Genomic DNA, 21,535 nt, shown 5'->3' with positions numbered 1-21,535 from the left:
GGAGCGGTCGAGACCTTTATTTGGGGCAGCCATGGCAACAGGACAGATGTCACCGCGGATGTCACCGGGGACGTCACCGCAGATGTCACCGCGGACGTCACCGCGGGTGCCGGACGGGCGGCCCGTCCGGTGGGGTGTGCTGGCGACGGGCGGGATCGCCGCGCGGTTCACCGCGGATGTCCGGGAGCTGCCGGGCGCCGAGGTCGTGGCGGTGGCCTCGCGCAGCGACGCGTCCGCGAAGGGGTTCGCGGGCCGGTTCGGGATCCCCCGGGCGTACGGCGACTGGGCCGGGCTCCTCGCCGACGAGGAGGTGGACGTCGTCTACGTGGCGACTCCGCACTCCGCGCACCGGTCCGCCGCGGGACTGGCCCTGGCCGCCGGGAAACCGGTGCTGTGCGAGAAGGCGTTCACACTCAACGCGCGCGAGGCCGGCGAGCTGGTGTCGCTCGCCCGCGAGCGCGGTCTCTTCCTGATGGAAGCCATGTGGATGTACTGCAATCCCGTCATCCTGCGGCTGGCCGAGCTGGTCCGGGACGGCGCGATCGGGAGCATCCGTACCGTCCAGGCCGACTTCGGTCTCCAGGGCCCGTTCGACGCCGGCCACCGGCTGCGCGACCCGGCGCTCGGCGGTGGCGCGGTGCTCGATCTCGGGGTCTATCCGGTCTCCTTCGCACACTTGCTGCTCGGCGAGCCCGACCGCGTCCAGGCCGACGCGCTGCTCTCGCCCGAGGGCGTCGACCTCAACACCGGGATGCTGCTGGGCTGGGACTCCGGGGCGACCGCGCTGCTGACCTGCTCGGTGACGGCCGGGACTCCGGTGACGGCGACGGTGACGGGCACGAGGGGCCGGATCGAGGTGCCGTCCGGGTTCTTCGCGGCGGAACGGTTCGTACTGCACCGGGACGGCGCGGATCCCGAGGAGTTCACCGGCGACGGCGCGCTGCACGGCCTCCAGTACGAGGCGGCCGAGGTGATGCGCTGTCTGCGGGCCGGCGCGACCGAATCCCCGCTGGTGCCGCTGGACGGCACGCTCGCGGTGATGCGGACGCTCGACGCGGTACGGGACCGTATCGGCGTCCGCTTCCCCGCCGACGACGTCGGACCGGCCTGAGCCGCGCCGGGACCGGCCTGAGCCGCGTCGGGACAGGGCTGAGCCCGTCGGGACCGGGCTTGCCCCGTCAGGACCGGCCTCAGCCCGTCGGGACAAGCCGGACACAGGGCCTGGCGCCGGACCGCGCGCGGTCCGAACGCCCCGTCGCCGGACCCCTCAGACCGGCTTGAGCCCCGGGTTGCCCGCCTCCGTCACGAAGGACGCCGCCGTCGTGACCGGGGCGCCGGGCGTCGTGATGACCTTGACCGTCTTGAAGTCCGCCCGCGCCTGCCGCTCGCCGAGCGTCACCGTGACGTAGCCGCGCCGCCCGTTGTAGAACTTCATGTGCGGGTTGGCCTCCATGAACGTGGCCCAGTTGGCCGGCCGGTCCGTGCCGTCCTTGCCGCTGGAGATCGAGGTGGCCACGATCTCGGTGCCGAGCGTGCGCGACCCCGGGTTGTCCCAGTCCTTCTTGAGGTCGTACGCGTAGCCGGTGTGCACGTCTCCGGTCAGCACCATGAAGTTCTTGAGACCGGCCGCCTCAACCCCGTTCAACAGCCGCTGCCGGGAGGCCGGGTAGCCGTCCCACGAGTCCATCGACAGCTTGTACCCGGCCGTCGGCAGATCGCGGCGCCGGGCGAACGTCACCTGCTGGGGTACGACGTTCCAGGTCGCCGTGGACTTCTTCCAGCCGTCCAGCAGCCACCGCTCCTGGACCGGTCCCGTCACCGTGCGCCCGGGGTCGTCGGACTGCGGGCCGGGCACCTGCCAGCCGTCGCCGTACGCCTGGTCGTCGCGGTACTGGCGGGTGTCGAGGATGTCGAACTGCGCGAGCCGTCCGAAGCGCAGCCTGCGGTAGAGCCGCATGTCGGGGCCGTTGGGCCGCTGCGGCGCGCGCAGCGGCTGGTTCTCCCAGTACGCGCGGTACGCGGACGCCCGGCGCAGCAGGAACTCCTGCGGCGGTACGTCGTTCTCGGGGACGTCCCCCGCGTAGTTGTTCTCGGTCTCGTGGTCGTCCCAGGTGACGACGAAGGGGTGCGCGGCGTGCGCGGCCCGCAGATCCGGGTCGGACTTGTAGAGGCCGTAGCGCATCCGGTAGTCGTCCAGCGTGACGGTCTCGCGGTTGAAGTGCGCGGGCAGCACGCGGTCCTGGTAGTTGCGGGCGCCGCCGACGGAGTTGACGGCGTACTCGTAGAGGTAGTCGCCGAGGTGGAAGACCACATCGAGATCCTCGGCCGCGAGGTGCTTGTAGGCGGTGAAGTAGCCGTCGTGGTACGCCTGGCAGGAGACGGCGGCGAAACTCAGCGCACTCGTCCGCGCGTTCACGGCGGGCGCGGTACGGGTGCGGCCGACCGCGCTGATCCAACTGCCCGTGCGGAAGCGGAAGTAGTACACCCGGCCGGATTCCAGACCGGGGACCTCGACATGCACGCTGTGGGCGAACTCCGGGTGCGCGTCGGTCTCGCCGCGCTTGACGATCCGGGCGAAGGCCGCGTCGTGGGCCAGCTCCCAGCGTACGGAGACCCGGTTGGCGGGCAGGCCGCCGTCGGGCTCGTACGGGCGGGGCGCGAGCCGGGTCCAGAGCAGCACGCTGTCGGGGCCCGGGTCCCCGGAGGCGACGCCGAGCGTGAACGGATCCTCGGCGATCTTCCTGGCGTCCAGCTCGGCGGCGCTCGCGACGCCCGTGCCGGGGAGGTTGACGGCGAAGGCGAGCGCGGCGGCGGCAGCGGTGCCGGTGAGGAGGCGACGGCGGCCGAGCTGTGCGGCGGCGGCTCTGAACTCGGCGGAATGGCTGCTGCCCGGTGTACGGGTGGCCGGTGTACGGGTGGCCGGTGTACGGGTGGCCGGTGTACGGGTGGCCGGTGCGTGACGAAGTACAGGTGTCATGTGCCCCTCCCCTGACGGCGGCTGTCACTCGCATTGCAGTCGGGGGCGAAGACGCCCTGTTGTCGTGCGCACAACATACGCATGGCGACTGGATGAGGACCGCGTGCTGCGCCAAGTTGTACCCCACGTAACGCGCGTACCCTCCCTGACCATGGACGCCATGCGGAACATCAACACCAAGGGGCGAATCGCCGTGGTGACGGGTGCCGGCTCCGGCATCGGGCGCGCGGTCGCGAAGGCACTGAGCGGTGCGGGCTGGTCGGTGGTACTGGCGGGCCGCAAGCCCGAGAAGCTGGCGGAGACGGCCCGCGCGCTGGAGGGCGACGCGCTGTCCGTACGGACCGATGTGTCGGAACCCGGCGACGTGGACGCGCTGTTCGCGGCGGTGGACGAGCGGTACGGACGTCTCGATCTGCTCTTCAACAACGCGGGCACGTTCGGCCCCGGTGGTGTGCCTCTGGAGGATCTGCCGTACTCGGCCTGGCGGAAGGTGGTGGACACGAATCTGACCGGTACGTTCCTGTGCGCGCAGGCGGCCTTCCGGCTGATGAAGGCGCAGGACCCGCAGGGCGGCCGGATCATCAACAACGGCTCGGTCTCGGCACACGCGCCCCGGCCGGACTCGGTCGCCTACACCGCCACCAAACACGGCATGACCGGGCTCACCAAGTCCCTGTCGCTGGACGGCCGTCCGTACCGGATCGCCTGCGGCCAGATCGACATCGGGAACGCGGCCACGGACATGACGGAGCGGATGCGGCGGGGTGTGCCGCAGGCCAACGGCGAGTTGGCGGTGGAGCCGGTGATGGATGTGGCGGATGTGGCCACGACGGTGCTGCACATGGCGGAGCTTCCGTTGGAGGCGAATGTGCAGTTCGCGACGGTGCTGGCGACGGGGATGCCGTTCGTGGGGCGGGGCTGAGGGGGGGCGGGGCCGAGGGGGGCGGGGCCGAGGGAGGCGGGGCCGAGGGGAGCGGGACCGCTGCGAATCCGCCGCGTACCGGCCGAGTCGGTGCCCACCCCGATCCGGGTAGCCGACACGGCCGACGCGAACGGGGTGGACGGGGCGGACGGGGTGGACAGGCAGGTGCTGCGGCCCCGTCCAGCGGCAGCGTTACGCGGCCAGCAGGTCGCGGATCTCCTTCATCTGGTCGTCGCGCAGCGGCCCGTACGCGAGAGCGCCGGCGTTCTCCTCGGCCTGGGCGACCGAGCGGAAGCCCGGGATCGGCACCGTACGCGGGCTGCGCGCCCACAGCCAGGCCAGCGCGCCCTGCGCGAGCGTGCGGCCGTCGCTGGTGAGGACGTCCCGTACGGACTCGACGCGCGCCGCCCACTCGGGCACCGGCACCCCGCCCTCCCCGAACCACCGCAGCCAGGCGGGCGGTACGGCGCGGATGTCCCGCCCGCCGCCGGTCACACCACGGCCACCGCTCCCGGTCCCTGACCTCCCGGCCAGGAGCCCCATCGCGAGCGGACCGCGGTTGACGCTGGCGAGGTCGCGCTCCGCGCACAGCGCGAGCATCTCCGGCGCGTCCTGGAGCACATTGCACGCGTGCTGCACGGCCGCGCAGTGCGCCCCCTCCGCGAAGAGCGCGGCGCGCTCCGGGTCGTCGGTGCTCCAGGCGTAGGCGCGGATCAGCCCCTCGCGTACGAACTCCTCGCAGAGATCGCGGAGTTCGGCCGCCCGCTCGGGCGCCGCGTCGGACAGATGCAGTTGGTAGAGGTCGATGTGATCGGTGTCGAGCCGGCGCAGCGACGCGGTGAGCGCGCGCCGCGCGTACGCGGGCGTGTCATCGGCGCCCGTCAGGGTCTTGGTCGCCTCGTCGCACACGTTCCCCCACTTGGTGGCGATGACGACCTCGTCCCGCCGCCCCCGCACCGCGCGCCCGAGCACGCGCTCGCTGTGGCCCGCGCCGTACGCGTCGGCCGTGTCGAAGAAGGTGACCCCCAGCTCGACGGCCCGCCGGATCGCGGCCACGGACTCCTCGTCGTCGACCGTGCCCCAGCCGAGCGGGCGACCGGCGGTGTCCTGCCACTCACCGCCGATCGCCCAGCACCCGAAGTCGAGCGCGCCGACGGTGATCCCGCTGCGCCCCAGTGTCCTGCTCTCCAGTGTTCTGCTCTCCATGGAATCCATGGGGGAACGCTAGGAGTTGGAGCGCACACGAGGACAAGCGGTGCCGCACGACGGGCCGACACCCTCCCCCGCCCCCCGGCGGCACCCGGCGGCACCCGCGGCATCATCCGAAGAACCGGCGCAGCAGCCAGTCCGGCATCACGTCCGCCTCCCGGATCGGCGGACCGAACTCGAACCCGTGCCGTCCCGCGTGCCCCTCAGGAAGACAGCAGCTCTCCTCCGACACGTTCCCGGCCAGGAACTTCTCCGGGCACGACTCCAGCCGCAGCAACTCCCGCTCCGGCCCGTACTCCTCCGTGTCCGGCCATCGCGCCCACATGACCCACGGAGGCACCGTCTCCGTGCCGCGCACGCACTGCGCGATCACATGATGCAACCCCTCGTGCCCCGCCTCCAGCGCACACCAGAGCAGACGCTCCGACCGGAACCCGCCCTCAAGCCTGTCGAGCGCGGCCATCTCCTCGTCGAGGAAGAGAACCCGCCCGGGACACGACACCTGATGAATCGACACAGCCGACCACCTCCGGTCCGCCAGTGTGCCGCCGCCCCCGGCCCTCGTCAGCGAATCGCCCCCACGTCACCCGTGAGCGCGGTCCATCGACCATGTATCCGTGCCGACGCCGGGCCTCGCGGCGGACCGGTCCGGCTCAGGCGGCGCGCCCGAGCAGAATCGGGGCCGGTTCCGGACCAGCCTCTCGCAGCGGGAAGCCGTGCACCTCCAGGATCGTGCGGAGAGCCCGGTAGATGGCGCTTTGCTGGGTGGTCCGCACATCGCGGGGCACGGCCTGATCGACCGCGGGATGCTGCATCCACAGCACGGCCACGGTCCCGTCCGGCCGGGCCGACAGAGCCGCACCCGCGTGCCCGACGCCGTGATTGTTCCGGTCCCAGGTCGACAGACCGGCCAGCAGGAGAGCCCTGATCACATCCCGCGCGAGACACCGCCGGGCGGCGGGGAAGCGCGTGTGGTCGACGACGCACCGCTCCATCGCGTACTCCACCTCGGCCTCGGACACATCCTGAATCTGGTCGCTCATCACTTCGCTCATGACGTCTGTACTACGACGCCGGAGACGGCCTGTCCTCCGCCGGAGGGCTTCCGCCTGCCAGTCGGGTGACACGGTCCTACGCCGGCAGTAGTCCCGGCCGGTTACCCGGCACCGCCGGCCTGCTCACCCGACACCGCCGGCCTGCGGGACAACCGCCATGGCTTCGACCTCGATGAGGTATTCCGGCTGTGCGAGGACAAAAGGGCCCCTGACCTGCAATTTCGCTGGTCAGGAGTCCTTGGCGGCAGACGAGTCGGGCTGTACGCCGGGTTCTGTCGCTCGGTCGCCTCGCGGCGGCCGGGGAGACGGCCATCCATCTAGGACCGGCGTTGCCGCCGGTCTCGTGCGGTCTACCCGCGGACTCGGGCGGGCAGCCCTCGGTCGTCCGCGCAGGGTCATCAGCCGATGGCCCCTCTTGACCTTGCTCCGGGTGGGGTTTACCTAGCCGCCTGAGTCGCCTCAGGCGCTGGTGGTCTCTTACACCACCGTTTCACCCTTACCCGGCGCCGAAGCGCCGGGCGGTCTGTTTTCTGTGGCACTGTCCCGCGAGTCACCCCGGGTGGCCGTTAGCCACCACCCTGCCCTGTGGAGCCCGGACGTTCCTCGGCAAGATCGAAGATCTTGACGCGGCCGCCCGCCCGGCTCGTCTGCCGTATCGGCCATGTTACCCGGCGGGAGGGGGGCCCGGCGCCGGAGGACGGGGCTTGACCTTGCCGCTACGTCAGGGTTTCTACTGGGGCCATGCGGATCGCGGAGATCGCCGCCCTCGTCGGAGTCACCACACGGGCGGTACGGCACTACCACCACCTGGGCCTGCTGCCCGAACCGGCCCGGCGGACCAATGGCTACCGTGACTATGCGGTGCGGGACGCCGTGCTGCTCGCCCGGATCAGGCGGCTGACCGAGCTGGGGCTCGCCCTGGACGAGGTGCGGGACGTGATCTCCGACGACGCCGGGCGCGAACTCACCGAGGTGCTCGGTGAGCTGGACGCCGATCTCGCGCGGCAGGAGGCCGAGATCCGGGTGCGGCGCGCCAGGCTCGCCGAGCTGATGGAGAGCCCGCCGTCCGCCGAGGGGCCGGTGTCGCCCGCGCTGGCGCGGCTGCTGAGCACCGCCCCCGCGACCGACTCCCCCACCGGCGCCAAGGACCGCGAACTGCTGGTCCTGTACGACAGCGCCGTGGGCAGCGAGCGGTTCTACGAGGCGCTGCGCCCTCTCGCGGAGAGCCCGGAGCTGCTCGGTCTCTACCGTCAGCTGGACGAACTCGCCGACGCGGCGCCCGACGACCCCCGGATCGCGCCCCTCGCCGACGCCTTCGTCGCCACCATCCCGGACGAGGTGCTGGCCGCGATCCCGCAGACGACGGGGCAGCCCGCCGTCGCCGGGTTCGGGGAAGCCCTGCTCGCCGACTTCCCGCCGGCCCAGGCCGCGTGCGCCCGTCTGGTCATGGAGGCGCTGGTGGCGCGGACGCCGGCAGCGGAAGGGGGAGCGTCGTGAAGTGGCTCGTACCGCTCGCCCCGGCGGTCCGTACCGGTGTACCCGAGCCCGTACGCCGGCTGTTCGCGCACGAGATGCGGGCCTTCGGCAGCCTCGGGCGGTGGGTCGCGCGCCGTACGCACGGCGTGCGGGAGGGCGATCACGCCGCTCCGTACACCGGCCCGCAGACGGCGATGATGTACGGCCTGCTCTTCGTCGCCGTCGTCGAGACGGTGGCACTGGCCGTGCTGATCCCCTGGCCGGTGGTGCACCGGATCGCGCTGGTGCTGGACGTCTACGCGGTGGTGATGGTGCTGGCGTTGCACGCGGGCTGTGTGACACGGCCTCATGTGGTGGGCGCGGACGGGTCGTTGAGGATCCGGTACGGCTCGCTCTTCGACCTGTCCGTCGAGGCGGAGCGGATCGCTTCCGTCCATGTCGACCGGCGCTACCCGCAGAGCGGCGGGCTGATCACCTTCGACCCGGCGGACGACGGAGTCCTCGATCTCGCCGTGGGCGGCCAGACGACCGTACGGGTGGAGCTGACCGCGCCCGTCACGTTCGTACGGCCCCTCGGGCGGCGCGGGCGGGCCCGGGTGCTCCGTTTTCACGCCGACGGTCCCGCCGAGCTGGTCAGGGCGCTCGATCAGGCGCTCACGCGGGCGCGAACCGCACCTTCGCCAGCCCCGGATCAGCTTGGGTGAGCCGTACCCGCAGCCGCTCCCCCAGCGGGAGCGGTGCGGCGCCGCCCTCGATACGGGCGATCACGGCGGGGTCTTCCAGATGGACCGTGCCGACGGCCGGATCGCGCTCCCGCACATCGATCACGTACCCGTCGAAGATCTCACCGACCCGCCCCCTGAGCAGCGCCGCCTCGACGATGTCGACGCACTCGCGCTCCACCGTATTGGCCCGTTCCGCACCCGCGGCCATCTCCTTGGGCAGCCCGTCCAGGGCCGCGAGCACCCATTCCGGCGGGTCCTGGCCCGCCACCGCGCTCAGACAGATCTCCCCCGCGTACCGGTCGACGAGCCGCCGCAGCGGGGCCGTGCAGTGGGTGTACGGGGCGGCGACCGCCGCGTGGACGGCGGGCTGAGGGATCCGGCCCCCGGTGAACACGGTGTAGCCCGCGCCGCGCAGCAGCGCCGTGCACTCCTGGAGGAAGGCGGCGTGGCGGGCGTTGTGGGGGTCGAGGGAACGGAGGGTCTCGGCGTACGCGACGTGGTGCGGCCAGTCGATGCCCAGCGCCTTCGCCGAGCGGCGGAGCCGGCCGACCGCGCCGTCCGGGGCGCTGGGCAGTGTACGGAGGATGCCGATGCCGGCCGTCATCATCAGCTGGGCGGCGACCATGCCGGTGAGCAGGGAGATCTGGGCGTTCCAGCCCTCGACGGGGAGCGGGGCGCGGTACGCGACGGTGTACGAGACGCCGCGGGACCGGCCGCCGGGCGCACCGCCGGACGGGCCGCCCGGCGCATCGCCGGACACACTGCCCGGTTGCGGGGGGCACTCCACGATCTCCTGTTCGGGGACGCTGAGGGAGATACCACCGCGCTCCCGTTCCAGCCGTTCGCGCAGCAGCCCGATCTCCTTCAGCAGCGCGAGGGATTCCGGGGCCGTCCCCGCGTCGATCTCCCGCTGCGCGCCCGCGTAGTCGAGCCTCGCCGTGCTCCGTACGAGCGCCCTGCGGACCTCGGCCGAGACGGTCCGGCCCTCCGCGTCCAGGTCGATCCGCCAGAGCAGGGCCGGCCTGGTCCGGTCCGGCAGCAGACTGGCCGCGTCCTCGGAGAGGACGGCGGGGTACAGCGGCACCCTGCCGTCGGGGAAGTAGAGGGTCTGTACGCGACGGTGGGCCTCGGCGTCGAGCGTGCCGCCCGGGGTCACGAACGCGGCGACATCGGCGATCGCGTACTGGACCCGGTAGCCGCCGCCCGCGCGCCGGGCCAGTCCCATCGCCTGGTCGAGGTCGGGGACGGCGGGCGGGTCGATGGTGAACAGCTCGACGGCGGTGGCGTCGTGGCCCGCGAGCCAGCCGTCGTCCGGCGGCCGTGGGGCCCGTACGACCCGCTCCGTCTCGGCGCGGACGGCAGCCGAGAACGCCCCGGGCACGTCGAGTGCCGTACGCAGCTCGCCCAGGGCGGCCCGCAGCGGGGCGTCGGCCGCGCCGGCCGTGTGCAGATGACAGCGGGGCATGAATCGAGCCTATGGCGGACGGAAGCGGGCGGCGCGGCGAGCGAAAGCCCCCCTGCGCCCCATGCGCCCCCTGCACCCCCGGTGCGGCTCGGGCAGCGACCCGGCGGCGGCGACCGGGCGGCGGCTCGGGCAGCGACCCGGCGGCGGCGCCCCGGGCAGCGACCCGACAGCGGCGATCCCGGGCAGCGGCCGCCAGCAGGCCCGCAGCCGCTCGGGCGGCGGCTCGGCGTGGGCCGCCCGTCGCCTACGCTGGCGCGGGGGCCGCGGCCCTTGCCCCACGCCCCTTTGTCCCGTACGTCGTCCGAGGAGAACCACCGTGCTCGTGCTGTTGCCGCCGTCGGAAGGAAAGGCCGCTTCCGGGCGCGGCGCTCCGCTGAAGCCGGAGTCCCTCTCCCTGCCGGGACTGACCGCGGCCAGGGCCGCCGTATTGGACGAACTCGTCGGGCTGTGCGCCGCCGACGAGGAGAAGGCGCGCGACGTGCTCGGTCTCAGCGAGGGGCTGCGCGGCGAGATCGCGAAGAACGTGGAGCTGCGTACGGCGGGCACGCGCCCGGCCGGGGAGATCTACACCGGCGTGCTGTACGACGCGCTGGGTCTGGCCACGCTCGACACCGCGGCCCGGCGGCGGGCGGCGAAGTCGCTGCTGGTCTTCTCGGGGCTGTGGGGCGCGGTACGGATGGGCGACCGGATCCCCTCGTACCGCTGCTCGATGGGCGTCAAGCTGCCGGGGCTCGGCGCGCTGGGCGCGTACTGGCGCGGGCCGATGGAGTCCGTCCTGCCGGAGGTGGCGGGCGGCGGGACCGTGCTCGATCTGCGGTCGTCGGCGTATGCCGCCGCGTGGCGGCCGAAGGGCGAACTGGCCAGGCGTACGGCGACGGTGCGGGTGCTGCACGCGCAGCTCGATCCGGTCACCGGGGCGGAGAAGCGGTCCGTGGTCAGCCACTTCAACAAGGCGACGAAGGGCCGGCTGGTACGGGATCTGCTGACGGCGGGCGCCCGGCCGAAGGGGCCCGCCGAGCTGGTGGAGACGCTGCGGGAGCTGGGGTACGTGGTGGAGGCGACCGCACCGGAGAAGGCGGGGCGTACGTGGGCGCTGGACGTGGTGGTCACGGAGATCCACTGAGCCCCGGCACCGGCCCGCACTCCTGACGCGTTGCACCCTGCGCAACGGTCATTGCGTGGAATGGTACGGGCGCGGCAGGATGTGGCCATGACCTCCGCGCCCGTGGCTTCCGTGCTGGACCTCGCCCCCGTCATCCCTGTCGTCGTCCTCGACGATGCCGCCGACGCCGTACCCCTCGCCCGCGCCCTCGTCGCGGGCGGACTGCCCGCGATCGAGGTGACGCTGCGGACACCGGCCGCGTTGGCGGCGATCCGCGCGATCGCGGCGGAGGTGCCGGACGCGGTGGTCGGCGCGGGTACGGTCATCACGGCCGAGGCCGTGGCCGGTTCGGTGCGGGCGGGCGCGCGCTTCCTGGTCAGTCCGGGGTGGACGGACACGCTGCTGGCCGCGATGCGGGACTCGGGTGTGCCGTTCCTGCCGGGGGTGTCGACCACCTCCGAGGTCGTGGCGCTGCTGGAGCGCGGGGTGACGGAGATGAAGTTCTTCCCGGCGGAGGCCGCGGGCGGCACGGCCTACCTCACGTCCCTGGCCGGTCCGCTCCCGGGGGCCCGGTTCTGCCCCACGGGCGGTATCACGGCGGAGAAGGCACCGTCGTATCTCGCCCTGCGGAACGTCGGCTGCGTCGGCGGCACATGGATGCTCCCGGCGGACGCGCTGGCGGCCAAGGACTGGGACCGGGTCGAGTCACTGGCGCGCGAGGCGTCGACACTGCGCGAGACGCGCCGCTCCTGAGCCGCCCGGACCGGGGAGACGGCCTGCCGGCCGGCCTGCCGGTGCGCGCCCGGTCGGCCGGTGTCGCGCACGCTCGGGCCGGTGCCGCGCCCGGTCGGCCGGGTGCCGCGCACGCTCGGGCCGGGTGCCGCGCACGCTCGGGCCGGGTGCCGCGCACGCTCGGGCCGGGTGCCGCGCACGCTCGGGCCGGGTGCCGCGCCCGCTCGCACGGTGACCAGGGCGAATACGGCGACCGCGGCGACCACCGCGACCGACGCGGCATGGCCGCCGTCCCTGCGGCGGACAGGGCCTACGCCCGGCCGAGACGGGAGAGCAGTCCCCGGTGCGCCCATCCCGTCCGGCGCAGCCCCGTCCACACGCAGCACGCGGCCAGGCCGAGCGCGAGCGCGGTCGCACCGAGCGCGGACGGGACGGCGTCCAGCACGGCGACGCCGATCACCACGACGACGATTCCGTCGAACTGCCACGCCACGATGCGCAGCCCGGAGAGGTCGCCGAGCGGCGTGATGACCGGGAGAAGCAGTTCGAGCGGCAGGTGCAGCTTCATCTCACGCAGGAACCTGGCACCGAGCACCAGCACCACCGACCCCGCGAGGAGCAGGACCGTGTCCACCGGGCGTCCGCCGTGCGGCGGCCACCGGGTGATGATCGCGAGGCCGCCTCCCAGGCACGCTCCGACCGTTACGGCGACGACGGGCCAGGCCAGCGTGCGGGCGAGTGTCCCGCCCCACCACTCACCGAACAGCGGGGCCAGGGTCAGCTCGTCGCGCAGACCGCGCCACGACTCGCTCACCCACCCGGATCCCAGGTACACACAGACCGACCCGGCCACCCACCAGAACAACGCCGGACCGCCTTCCGGCCCGGCCGCCCCGAGCGACAGCACGGCGCCGCCGATCAGCAGGAGCGTCACGGCCGCGATCACGCGGCCGGGCGTGCGGAGCGCTCGAATCGCCCCCTGGGCGAGATATCCGCGAAGGCGTCCGTCCGGACGGATCAGAGCCGAGGTGAGCCCGCGCGGCTCCGGCCGGTACAGGTCGAGCGCGTGGTGGAGCGTCCCCGTCCACGCGTACGCGTGGGCCTGGGAGGCGCGTGCCGACTCGCGCGCGAGTCCGGCGAGGTCGACCGTACGGATCGACCGGAAGGCCGCCCGTCCGAGGACCGCGGCCGTGGCCGCCAGTACGCCCGCGACGAGCCACAGGCCGCCCCCGCCGGCCGGAGCCGTTCCGCTCACCGCTGTCACGGTGAGCGCCACGGCGCCCGCGGCGGAGGCGAGCACGAGATTGGCGGGCACCGCCCGGACCTGGCCCCACAGCCAGGCCATCGCGGCGACTGCACTGAGACCCGCCACGACCCCGAGACCCTGGAGGGCGGTGTCGAGGTGATCGAACAGGTCGGTCGTGAGATACGCCGCCGCGCACGCCGACAGCAGCATGGCCGTGCCCGCGTACGCCAGTCGGCGCCGGGCGATCGGGCCGAGGTAGCTCGCCGGGGGGAGGTCCGTCGACATGAACACGTACAGCGGGAAGGGCTGGATCACCAGCGGTCCCCAGAACCGGCCGGCGAGTTGGGCACCCCAGCACACCGCCACCGCGAGCGCGCAGGCCGCGGGCGTCGCCCCGGCGGGAGACCCCACGGAGACGAGCGCCGGCGAGGTGCTCGCGGCGTGGAAGGCCGGCACCAGATAGAAGGCGGCGAACAGCACGACGAGATACGCGGCGTACGCGCGGCCACGCACCGTGGCACGGTCGCCGCGGCGGGCGTACCGCTGCCGTACGGCGTGGACGCGGGTTCCGGCACCGGAGCCGGATGCCGCGATGCCCTGCGCCGTCATCCCAACTCCACGCGGCCGTCGCACACGTCGACCAGAGCGGCCTCGTGGGTGGCGACCAGGAACGCCGTGCCCTCCTTCGCCCGCTCGGTGAGCAGTGTGGCCACCAGATCGACGCGGCGGCTGTCGAGGTGCCGTTCGGGTTCGTCGAGCAGGACGACGTCCGCGGGACGCACGAGGGTCAGCGCGAGGCCGAAGAGCTGCGACTGTCCGGACGAGACCTGATGGGGAAACCGTTCACCGAGTGAGGACAATCCCAGCCGCTCGATGACCTGTTCGGCGCGCTCGGCGGTTTCCGGGGCATTGCCGTACCAGGAGGCGGCGACCAGTGTCACCTGCTCGCGCAGCGTCATGTCACGGGCGACGGGGATCTGTTCGACGAGCGACGCCACGAGGCGTCGGTGCAGCGGCCTCGCCATGTCGGCGGGTTCGCCCCTCACCGCACACGAACCGGCCGTCAGACTCCGACTGCCCAGGAAGGCGCGCAGGAGCGTGGTCTTCCCCGAGCCGTTGCCGCCGGTGACACACCAGAACTCGCCCGGCATGACCGCGAACGTCGTGGGCGCGAGCAGCGTGGTGCCGCCCAGGGCGACCGTCGCGCCGTCCGCCGCGATGACAGGAACTCCGGTCACGTCCGCTCCCGTTCCACAGGTAACTCCCCTGAGCGTGCGCCCCGGTCCTCGCCCACGGCGTCAGCGCAGATGCGACGTGTCGTTCAGGAGCCGCACCGACGCGTTGCCGTCGGCGTAGTACGCCACCGCCGACAGCGACGCCGCCGACAGCTCCATCCGGAACAGGGACTCCGGCGGTGCGCCGAGAGCCAGCCGTACCAGGGTCTTCACCGGGGTGACATGCGTGACCACCAGCACCGTTCTGCCCCGGTACCGCTCCAGCAGCCGGTCGCGGACGGCCGCCACGCGCCGTCCCACGGCCGCGAAGCTCTCGCCACCGCCGGTCGGCGCGACCTCGGGTGAGGCGAGCCAGGCGCTCAGATCGTCGGCGTACCGCTCCCGTACCTCCGCGAACGTCAGCCCCTCCCAGGCGCCGAAGTCCGTCTCGCGCAGGCCCTCTTCGACGGTGACCTCGAGACCGAGCCGGGACGCCACGGCCCCCGCCGTCTCGCGGCAGCGCCTGAGCGGTGAGGAGACGATCTCCTGGATGGTGCCGCGCGCGGCCAGCGACGCGGCGGCGGCCTCGGCCTGTCGGCGGCCGGCCGCCGACAGCTCCGGGTCGCTGCCGCCGCTGCCCGAGAAGCGCTTCTCGGGGGTGAGCGCGGTCTCGCCGTGCCGCAGCAGGACGAGGGTGACGGGGGCGCCGAGGTCGGCGGAGGACCCCCAGCCCACGGACGCGGTCCCCGAAGGCGCGGAGGAACCGGAAGGCGCGTTGGAACCGGAAGGCGCGGAGGAGGGCTCGTTCGCTCCCGCCTCCGTCGTCGCCGCCGCCCGCGCCGCGCTCGCGTCCAGCGCCGCCGTGGACGCCGACGCGTCCCACTGGCCGCCGTCCCTGCCCGCGTCCATCGCCTCGTTGGCCAGCCGGTCCGCGTGCTTGTTGCGCTCGCGCGGGATCCACTCGAAGGTGACCTGTCCCGCCGGGAAGATCCGCGCCGCCTCGGCCGCCAGCGGCTTCATGTCCGGGTGCTTGATCTGCCAGCGCCCCGACATCTGCTCGACGACGAGCTTGGAGTCCATCCGGACCCGGACGGCGGCGGCCGGGTCCAGCGCCCTGGCGGCCTTGAGTCCGGCGATCAGGCCCTTGTACTCGGCGACGTTGTTCGTCGCGACACCGATGTACTCGGCGGCCTCGGCGAGCGGCTCACCGGTCGGGCCGTCGAGGACGACCGCGCCGTACCCGGCGGGCCCCGGGTTGCCCCGGGAGCCGCCGTCCGCCTCGACGATCAACTGCCGCATTACAGACCCGAATCGGCGGTACGCACCAGAATGCGGCGGCAGTTCTCACACCGCAGCACGGCGTCGGCGGCGGCTGCCTTGACCTCGTTGACCTCGGTGATGTTCAGCTCCAGCCGGCAGCCCTCGCAGCGGCGCTGGAACAGCCGCGCCGCGCCGACCCCGCCCTGCTGGACGCGCAGCTTCTCGTACAGCTTGAGCAGGTCGGCCGGTACGGAGGCGGCGACGACCTCGCGCTCCTTCGTCACCGTCGCGGTCTCGCGGTCGAACTCCGCGAGGGCGGCGTCCCGGCGCGCGGCGGCGTCCTCGGCCTTGGCCTCCACGGAGGAGACACGTTCCGTCAGTTCGGCGACCCGCTCCTGCGCGGACTCGCGGCGCTCCATGACCTCGAGGACGACGTCCTCCAGATCCCCCTGCCGCTTGGCGAGGGAGACGATCTCGCGCTGGAGGCTCTCCAGGTCCTTGGGCGAGGTGATCGCACCGGAGTCCAGGCGCTGCTGGTCGCGCACGGCGCGCTGGCGCACCTGGTCGACGTCCTGCTCGGCCTTGGTCTGCTCGCGGGCGGTGTCGCTCTCCTCGGTCGTCGAGGCGACGAGCAGGTCGCGCAGTTGGGCGAGGTCCTTGGTGAGCGACTCGATCTCGGCGTGCTCGGACAGCGCGGTGCGCTTGTGGGCGAGCTGCGACAGTCGTACGTCGAGGGCCTGGACGTCGAGGAGTCGGATCTGGTCGGCGGGCGCGGCGTTCAGTTGGGGGCTCCTGAGGAGTCGGAGGAGTGGTGGGCTGACCAGGGGTCGGTGACCGTCTTCGAGACATGGACCCGCAGGTCCCAGCCATGGCGGTCGGAGATCTCGTCGAGCTGGGCGGCGGCCTGCTCGCACCAGGGCCATTCGGTGGCCCAGTGCGCGGCGTCGACCAGCCCGAGCGCGCTGTGCTGGGTGGCCTCGGAGACCGGGTGGTGGCGCAGGTCGGCGGTGAGGAACGCGTCCACACCCGCCGCTCTGACCTGGTCGAAGAGGCTGTCGCCCGAGCCGCCGCTGACGGCGACCGTACGGACGGGCGCGTCCGGGTCTCCGGCGATCCGGATGCCCTGGGCGGTGCCGGGCAGCCGGTGCGCGACGCGTGCGGCGAAGTCGCGGAGGGTCGCGGGGCGGTCCAGCTCGCAGATCCTGCCGAGGCCGCGCCGTCCGGCGGGGTCCGTGGGATCGGGTACGAGGGGCCGTACGACCCGCAGGTCGAGCGCGCCGGCGAGGGCGTCGGAGACACCGGGGTCGGCGGTGTCGGCGTTGGTGTGCGCGACATGCAGCGCGATGTCGTGCTTGATGAGGGTGTGCACGACGCGCCCCTTGAACGTGGAGGCCGCGACCGTCGTCGTACCGCGCAGATAGAGCGGGTGGTGGGTGACGATCAGTTCGGCGCCGAGCCGTACCGCTTCGTCGGCGATCTCCTGGACGGGGTCGACCGCGAACAGGACCCGGGTGACCGTGGCGCCGGGGTCACCGCAGACGGTGCCGACGGCGTCCCACTGCTCGGCCCGCTCGGGCGGCCAGAGGGCGTCGAGCGCGGCGAGGACATCCGCCAGACGGGGCGCGGAGGGAGCGTCTGCGGGGACGGCTGAGGGGACAGGGGGCACGGTGCAAAGGCTACCTGCCCCAGGTGTCCCACCCACCATGCCTGTGGATAACGCCGGACGGGCGCGGGGCGGGGGCGGCGCGGATGCCTGGCGAGGGCGGTGCGGGGGGCCAAGCGGGGGCGGCGCGGGGGCGGCGCGGGGTGCCTGGCGGGGGCGGTACGGGACCCGGACGGGGGCGGCGCGGGGGCCCTGGCGGGGGCGTCCCCGCCCGGCCCCCGCCCGGCGCGCGGCACCGGATCGCCGCGACAGGGCCCCTACTTGACGAGGTAGCCGCGCAGGTCGTCGAGGACCTGGCCGGCCGCCGTCACACCCAGGCCCAGGTACCAGGTCTCGTCCTTGACGTCCTTGGCCCGGCCCGCCTTGACCGCCTTCAGGTTCTTCCACAGCGGGTTGGAGCGCGCGGTGTCCCGCTGGGTCTTCTCCGGGTCGCCGTACACGCCCGTGAAGATCCAGTCGGCGTCCGCGTCGTCGATCTTCTCCGGGCTGATCTCGACGGCCAGGTCGTAGATCCGCTGGTTCTCCGGCCGCGGCAGACCGATGTCGTCGAGGATCGTGCCGATGAAGGACGCCTTCGCGTACAGCCGCAGCCGGTCCGGCATGTAGCGGACCATCGAGACGGTCGGCTTGTCGGGGCCGATCTCCGTGCCGAGGGCGGCCGCCTTCTTCTCGTACGCGGCGAGTGCGGTCTTCGCCTCCGCGGTGCGGTCCAGCGCCTGGGCGTTGAGGAGGTAGTTCTCCTTCCACGTGAAGCCGGGGCGGATGGAGAAGACCGTCGGGGCGATCTCCGCGAGCGCCTTGTACTTGTCGGCGGCGCGCAGCTGGCTGCCGAGGATGAGGTCGGGCTTCAGCCCGGCGATCGCCTCCAGGTTGAGGTTGTTGATCGTGCCGACGTTCGCGGGGCTGCCCGCGCCCTTCCGCAGATAGCTGGGGATGCCCTCGTCGCCCTCGGTCGGCGCGTACCCGACGGGCTCCAGGCCGAGGGAGACGACGTTGTCGAACTCGCCGACGTCCAGGACGACGACCCGCTCGGGGCGCTTCTTCAGCTCCGTCGTGCCCATGGCGTGGGTGATCGTGCGCGGGAACTGCCCCGGCTTCGCGTCGGTGCCGTAGCCGGCCGTCTTCTTGGCCGCGGCGGCGAAGTCCTTGCCGCCCGTGGCGACGGCGGCCTTCTTGTCGCCTCCGTCCGACGCGGCGGAGCCACTGTCGGAGGAGTCGCCGCTGCCGCAGGCCGCGAGGGAGAGCGCGGCGGCGAGAGCGACGACGGCGGCTGTGCCACGGCGTCTTATGGACATCTTGATGCTCCTGGGGGCGGTGCTCGGTGAGATACAGACGGGTTCGAGCGCGGTTGGTAAGGCGTGCCTTACTTTAAGCACCGCCGTCCCGGGCAGCACACCCACCCCCGCGCTTTCAGTGGAATCGCGCGATGGCCACCCTTATGTGTGAAGTGCGAGGTCTCGCATTGTTCGGCAGGAAGTACGAAAACTAGCTTCTTCGCCGGAGGTGACAGACCGATGACGGCCTGTGCTATCGAGACGGCTACTACGGCGACCGCGGCTCCTGCGGCTCCCGAGGGCGGGAGCGGAACGGATGGAACGGACGGAGCGGACGGGACGACGGGGCCGGGCGGCGGCCCGGAAGACCCGAGAGGTCCTGGCGGCCCGGGGGGTCCCGGCGGTCCCGGCGGTCCGGGTGGCCCGAGCGGAGGGGACGGCCCGGGAGGCCCGCGCCCGGCGGTACGTCGACAGGAGTTCGCGATCACGGCGGACGGCGCCTACGCGGCACGGCTGACGCTCGGCGCGCCCCGACCGGGCGGCCCGGCCGCTCAGGGCGACGCGTGGTTCCCGGAGCGGTGGACCCTCGACGGACCCGAGCCGTACGCCGTGCCCCTCCCCCTCGACCAGCCCGAGGAGCCCGGCACCGAGGTGCTGCCACTGGCCGACGGCAGGGTGCTCATCCGCCGGCTGGTCGCGGACCGGCACGACTTCTCGCTGCTCTATCCCACCGGCCCCGGCACGGGCCAGCTGCCGGTCGGCGCGGTCGACCGCACGGACGAGCACGCCGGGCCGACACTGCTCCCGCCGTCACCGGACGGCCGCTGCGCGTACGCCCTGTCGGCCGGCCCGCGCAGCACGACGGTCTGGCTCGTGGCGGGCGGCGCGTTCGGCCCCGAACGGGTCGCCGAGGTGCCCGGCCGCTGCTCGGGCGGTGTCTGGCTGGACCGTACGGGCCGGATACTGGCCCTCGACCGGGAGACCGACGGCGTGGTGAAGGCCGTCGCCGTCGATCTGGGGCGGGGCGGCGAGGTGACGCCGCTGCTCCAGATCACCGAGGAGAGCAATGACCGGCTGCTGCTGGCGGACGCCGACAGCGGACTGCTGCTGATCCGCTCGGACGCGGCGGGCCACGACCGGCTGGGGTGGGGCGTCCTGGGCAGCCGGCGGCCGGTGCGGTTCCCCGAGTGTCTGCGGCCGGCGGACTGCGCGGTGACGCCGTTCGCCGTACAGCCGGGGCAGGTGCTGATGCCGGAGAGCTGCGCGGTGGCGCTGCGGATCGACGGGGCGGCGGGCAGCTGGCTCGGGGTGTGGCGGCCGGCGGGCCGGCGGCTGCATCAACGCCGGGCGCCCGAGGGATGGTTGCCGGGATCCGGCGTGTGGACCAAGGACGCCGTACTCCAACTACCGTACGCCACAAGGGCGGTGCCGTGCGGGGTGGCGCGCCTCGCCGCCCCCGCCGATGTACTGCGCCCCGTACCGGACGGCCCCCAGGATCCGGATCCTGAAGTGATCACAGAACCGGCACAAGCGGAATCGCCGGACGGGGAACCGCCCAACGCCCCCCGCACTCCTGTGATGTGCAGGCCGGTGCCGCTCCAGCAGGCTCCCCTCACCGGCCGTGTGGCACCTGGATAGACTTCCGGCCGGGGCTTCGCGGCCGTACCGACCGGATGTGTCGGTGACGGTGATGCGGACGCGTGACCGTAACGCTGTCGTGGCGGTACGGGGCGGCCGGAGCCCCTGCGCCACACAAGAAGCGATCACGACGGGGTGACTTCCCACATGTCTGAAGCCCGAACCGACACGTCCCAGGAGCGTCCGCGGGGAACGGCGGCCGCCGACCGGGGCGACACCGGCGGTGTCGGAACACACGGAAAGCACCGGGGAGGTGCGGCATCGACGGAGGACTCGGCGTCTCCCGTCCACGGCCGTCACCGCCGCCCGGAACAGAGCAGCTACGCGGCCTGAAACGGTCCGGGCCTGAAACGGGTCCGAACGTCCGAACGTCCGCACCTGAGCAGAGGCCGCCACGGCACGTCCGTGGCGGCCTCTGCTCATGGCCTCTCCTCATTGGCCTCTCCTCATGAGCCCGGGACATTTGTACTGCGTGAGTTCGTACACACGCATCTGTCGGGCTCGGGGCCGGGTCCGTAGCGTCGTGGGCATGAGCCAGACAGCCGGTACTCCGGCGACAGACAGCCCGGACACGGACACACGCCCCGCGGCCCCGCCCCCCGCGCCCGCACACCTCACGACCACGGCCTCAGGGTCCGCGGGCCCGGCGGACGCCGTGAGCTTCACCGGTGTCGTCAAGACCTTCGGCACGGTCCGGGCCGTGGACGGTATCGATCTCGGTGTCCCGCGAGGCGAGGCCGTCGCGCTGCTCGGCCGCAACGGCGCGGGCAAGTCGACCGCCATCGGGCTGCTCCTCGGCCTCGACGAGCCGGACGCCGGGACGGTGCGGCTCTTCGGCGGGGCGCCCTCGCGCGCCGTCACGGCGGGACGGGTCGGGGCGATGCTCCAGGACGGCCGGCCGATCCGGCGGGTGACCGTGCGGGAGTTGCTCACGTTCGTCGCCAGCACCTATCCGCGCCCCCTGCCCCTCGCCGAGGCGCTCGGCCTGGCCGGGCTCACGGAACTCGCCGACCGCCGCGTCGACAAGCTCTCCGGCGGTCAGCTGCAACGGGTCAGGTTCGCGGTCGCGCTGGCCGGCGGCCCCGAGTTGCTCGTCCTCGACGAGCCCACCGCCGCCCTCGATGTGGAGGCCCGCCGCGCCTTCTGGGCGTCCATGCGCGCCTACGCGGACCGCGGCAACACCGTGCTCTTCTCCACGCACTATCTGGAGGAGGCCGACGACAACGCCGACCGGATCGTCGTCATCGACCACGGCCGGATCGTCGCCGACGGCACCAGCGAGCTGATCAAGTCCTCGGTCGGCGGCCATCTCGTCGCCTTCGACCTGCCGGAGGGCTTCACGGCGGAGCTGACACGGCTGCCCGGCGTCGTCTCGGCCGAGATACGCGCGGGCCGCGCCCGGCTCCGTACGGACGACTCGGACGCGACCGTCGTCGCGCTCGCCGGACTCGACGCGATCCGCCGCCTCGAAGTCGCCCCTGCCACCCTGGAGGACGCCTTCCTCGCGCTGACGCACACGACGGATGACACCGAGGACACCAAGGACACCGAGGACCACGTGAAGGACGGCCTGTGAT

General features: G+C 73.1%; 19 protein-coding genes and 1 other RNA gene. 8 read left to right on the top strand and 12 right to left on the bottom strand.

The genetic code is table 11. From position 1 onward, the window contains the following. The first annotated feature begins 82 nt into the window (after positions 1–82). The gene (locus ACIOGX_RS08195; protein WP_401911265.1) at positions 83–1,111 is read left to right on the top strand and encodes a Gfo/Idh/MocA family protein; all 1,029 of its coding nucleotides are present in this window, start codon (positions 83–85) and stop codon (positions 1,109–1,111) included. Positions 1,112–1,267: 156 nt separating this feature from the next. On the opposite strand, the gene ACIOGX_RS08190 is transcribed toward ACIOGX_RS08195, so the two are convergent. Beyond that, positions 1,268–2,977, bottom strand: coding sequence for an alkaline phosphatase D family protein (locus ACIOGX_RS08190; protein ID WP_401911262.1), 1,710 nt, complete (start codon positions 2,975–2,977; stop codon positions 1,268–1,270). A gap of 151 nt (positions 2,978–3,128) precedes the next feature. On the opposite strand from ACIOGX_RS08190, the gene ACIOGX_RS08185 reads away from it, so the two are divergent. Continuing rightward, positions 3,129–3,899 (top strand): SDR family oxidoreductase, encoded by a 771-nt coding sequence (locus tag ACIOGX_RS08185; RefSeq protein ID WP_356506875.1) that lies wholly within the window; start codon positions 3,129–3,131, stop codon positions 3,897–3,899. A 192-nt stretch (positions 3,900–4,091) separates the two neighbouring features. On the opposite strand, the gene ACIOGX_RS08180 is transcribed toward ACIOGX_RS08185, so the two are convergent. The 4 genes from ACIOGX_RS08180 to rnpB form a co-directional block, all read right to left on the bottom strand. Further along, positions 4,092–5,114: an aldo/keto reductase gene (locus ACIOGX_RS08180; protein ID WP_401911259.1), complete on the bottom strand. Its 1,023-nt coding sequence runs from the start codon at positions 5,112–5,114 to the stop codon at positions 4,092–4,094. A gap of 103 nt (positions 5,115–5,217) precedes the next feature. Then, complete coding sequence (locus ACIOGX_RS08175; protein ID WP_356506873.1) at positions 5,218–5,625, bottom strand: hypothetical protein; 408 nt, start codon at positions 5,623–5,625, stop codon at positions 5,218–5,220. A 136-nt stretch (positions 5,626–5,761) separates the two neighbouring features. Beyond that, entirely contained in the window at positions 5,762–6,151 is a 390-nt protein-coding gene (locus ACIOGX_RS08170) for a hypothetical protein (protein ID WP_129768765.1), read from the bottom strand. Positions 6,152–6,408: 257 nt separating this feature from the next. Next, an RNA gene (gene rnpB / locus ACIOGX_RS08165) (RNase P RNA component class A) lies at positions 6,409–6,809 on the bottom strand. Positions 6,810–6,904: 95 nt separating this feature from the next. Between rnpB and ACIOGX_RS08160 the strand changes: the two genes are divergently transcribed. Both ACIOGX_RS08160 and ACIOGX_RS08155 read left to right on the top strand, forming a co-directional pair. After that, complete coding sequence (locus ACIOGX_RS08160) at positions 6,905–7,660, top strand: MerR family transcriptional regulator (RefSeq protein ID WP_401911255.1); 756 nt, start codon at positions 6,905–6,907, stop codon at positions 7,658–7,660. After that, positions 7,657–8,343 (top strand): hypothetical protein, encoded by a 687-nt coding sequence (locus tag ACIOGX_RS08155; RefSeq protein ID WP_383967766.1) that lies wholly within the window; start codon positions 7,657–7,659, stop codon positions 8,341–8,343. The genes ACIOGX_RS08160 and ACIOGX_RS08155 overlap by 4 nt, the downstream gene beginning before the upstream one ends. On the opposite strand, the gene ACIOGX_RS08150 is transcribed toward ACIOGX_RS08155, so the two are convergent. Continuing rightward, on the bottom strand, positions 8,294–9,829 hold the full coding sequence (locus ACIOGX_RS08150) for an RNB domain-containing ribonuclease (RefSeq protein ID WP_401911252.1): 1,536 nt from the start codon (positions 9,827–9,829) through the stop codon (positions 8,294–8,296). The two genes, ACIOGX_RS08155 and ACIOGX_RS08150, sit on opposite strands and share 50 nt — an antisense overlap. A gap of 316 nt (positions 9,830–10,145) precedes the next feature. Between ACIOGX_RS08150 and yaaA the strand changes: the two genes are divergently transcribed. After that, on the top strand, positions 10,146–10,952 hold the full coding sequence (gene yaaA / locus ACIOGX_RS08145; RefSeq protein WP_401911250.1) for a peroxide stress protein YaaA: 807 nt from the start codon (positions 10,146–10,148) through the stop codon (positions 10,950–10,952). A gap of 87 nt (positions 10,953–11,039) precedes the next feature. Continuing rightward, positions 11,040–11,684, top strand: a complete 645-nt coding sequence (gene eda / locus ACIOGX_RS08140; protein WP_401911247.1) for a bifunctional 4-hydroxy-2-oxoglutarate aldolase/2-dehydro-3-deoxy-phosphogluconate aldolase — start codon at positions 11,040–11,042, stop codon at positions 11,682–11,684. A gap of 289 nt (positions 11,685–11,973) precedes the next feature. Here eda and ACIOGX_RS08135 read toward each other — a convergent pair whose 3' ends face one another. The 6 genes from ACIOGX_RS08135 to ACIOGX_RS08110 all read right to left on the bottom strand — a co-directional run bounded on the left by ACIOGX_RS08135 (position 11,974) and on the right by ACIOGX_RS08110 (position 18,341). Then, the gene (locus ACIOGX_RS08135; RefSeq protein WP_401911245.1) at positions 11,974–13,518 is read right to left on the bottom strand and encodes a hypothetical protein; all 1,545 of its coding nucleotides are present in this window, start codon (positions 13,516–13,518) and stop codon (positions 11,974–11,976) included. Continuing rightward, positions 13,515–14,147, bottom strand: a complete 633-nt coding sequence (locus ACIOGX_RS08130) for an ATP-binding cassette domain-containing protein (protein WP_401911242.1) — start codon at positions 14,145–14,147, stop codon at positions 13,515–13,517. The genes ACIOGX_RS08135 and ACIOGX_RS08130 overlap by 4 nt, the downstream gene beginning before the upstream one ends. 60 nt (positions 14,148–14,207) lie before the next feature. Continuing rightward, positions 14,208–15,422 (bottom strand): bifunctional RNase H/acid phosphatase, encoded by a 1,215-nt coding sequence (locus ACIOGX_RS08125; protein ID WP_401911239.1) that lies wholly within the window; start codon positions 15,420–15,422, stop codon positions 14,208–14,210. Next, the gene (locus tag ACIOGX_RS08120) at positions 15,422–16,165 is read right to left on the bottom strand and encodes a C4-type zinc ribbon domain-containing protein (RefSeq protein WP_356507485.1); all 744 of its coding nucleotides are present in this window, start codon (positions 16,163–16,165) and stop codon (positions 15,422–15,424) included. Before ACIOGX_RS08120 ends, ACIOGX_RS08125 begins: the two co-directional genes overlap by 1 nt. Continuing rightward, entirely contained in the window at positions 16,162–17,049 is an 888-nt protein-coding gene (locus ACIOGX_RS08115) for a Nif3-like dinuclear metal center hexameric protein (protein ID WP_240045551.1), read from the bottom strand. Before ACIOGX_RS08115 ends, ACIOGX_RS08120 begins: the two co-directional genes overlap by 4 nt. A gap of 254 nt (positions 17,050–17,303) precedes the next feature. Beyond that, positions 17,304–18,341 (bottom strand): iron-siderophore ABC transporter substrate-binding protein, encoded by a 1,038-nt coding sequence (locus tag ACIOGX_RS08110; protein WP_356506799.1) that lies wholly within the window; start codon positions 18,339–18,341, stop codon positions 17,304–17,306. A 219-nt stretch (positions 18,342–18,560) separates the two neighbouring features. Between ACIOGX_RS08110 and ACIOGX_RS08105 the strand changes: the two genes are divergently transcribed. Together ACIOGX_RS08105 and ACIOGX_RS08100 are read left to right on the top strand one after the other, a co-directional pair. Beyond that, positions 18,561–19,958: a hypothetical protein gene (locus ACIOGX_RS08105; RefSeq protein WP_401765534.1), complete on the top strand. Its 1,398-nt coding sequence runs from the start codon at positions 18,561–18,563 to the stop codon at positions 19,956–19,958. 655 nt (positions 19,959–20,613) lie between these two features. Beyond that, positions 20,614–21,534 (top strand): ATP-binding cassette domain-containing protein, encoded by a 921-nt coding sequence (locus ACIOGX_RS08100; protein ID WP_401912031.1) that lies wholly within the window; start codon positions 20,614–20,616, stop codon positions 21,532–21,534. Position 21,535: the final 1 nt, after the last annotated feature.

The organism is Streptomyces sp. NPDC088147 (genome assembly GCF_044741565.1).
Lineage (GTDB): Bacteria > Actinomycetota > Actinomycetes > Streptomycetales > Streptomycetaceae > Streptomyces.
This window is presented reverse-complemented; position numbering and strand designations above follow the sequence as displayed.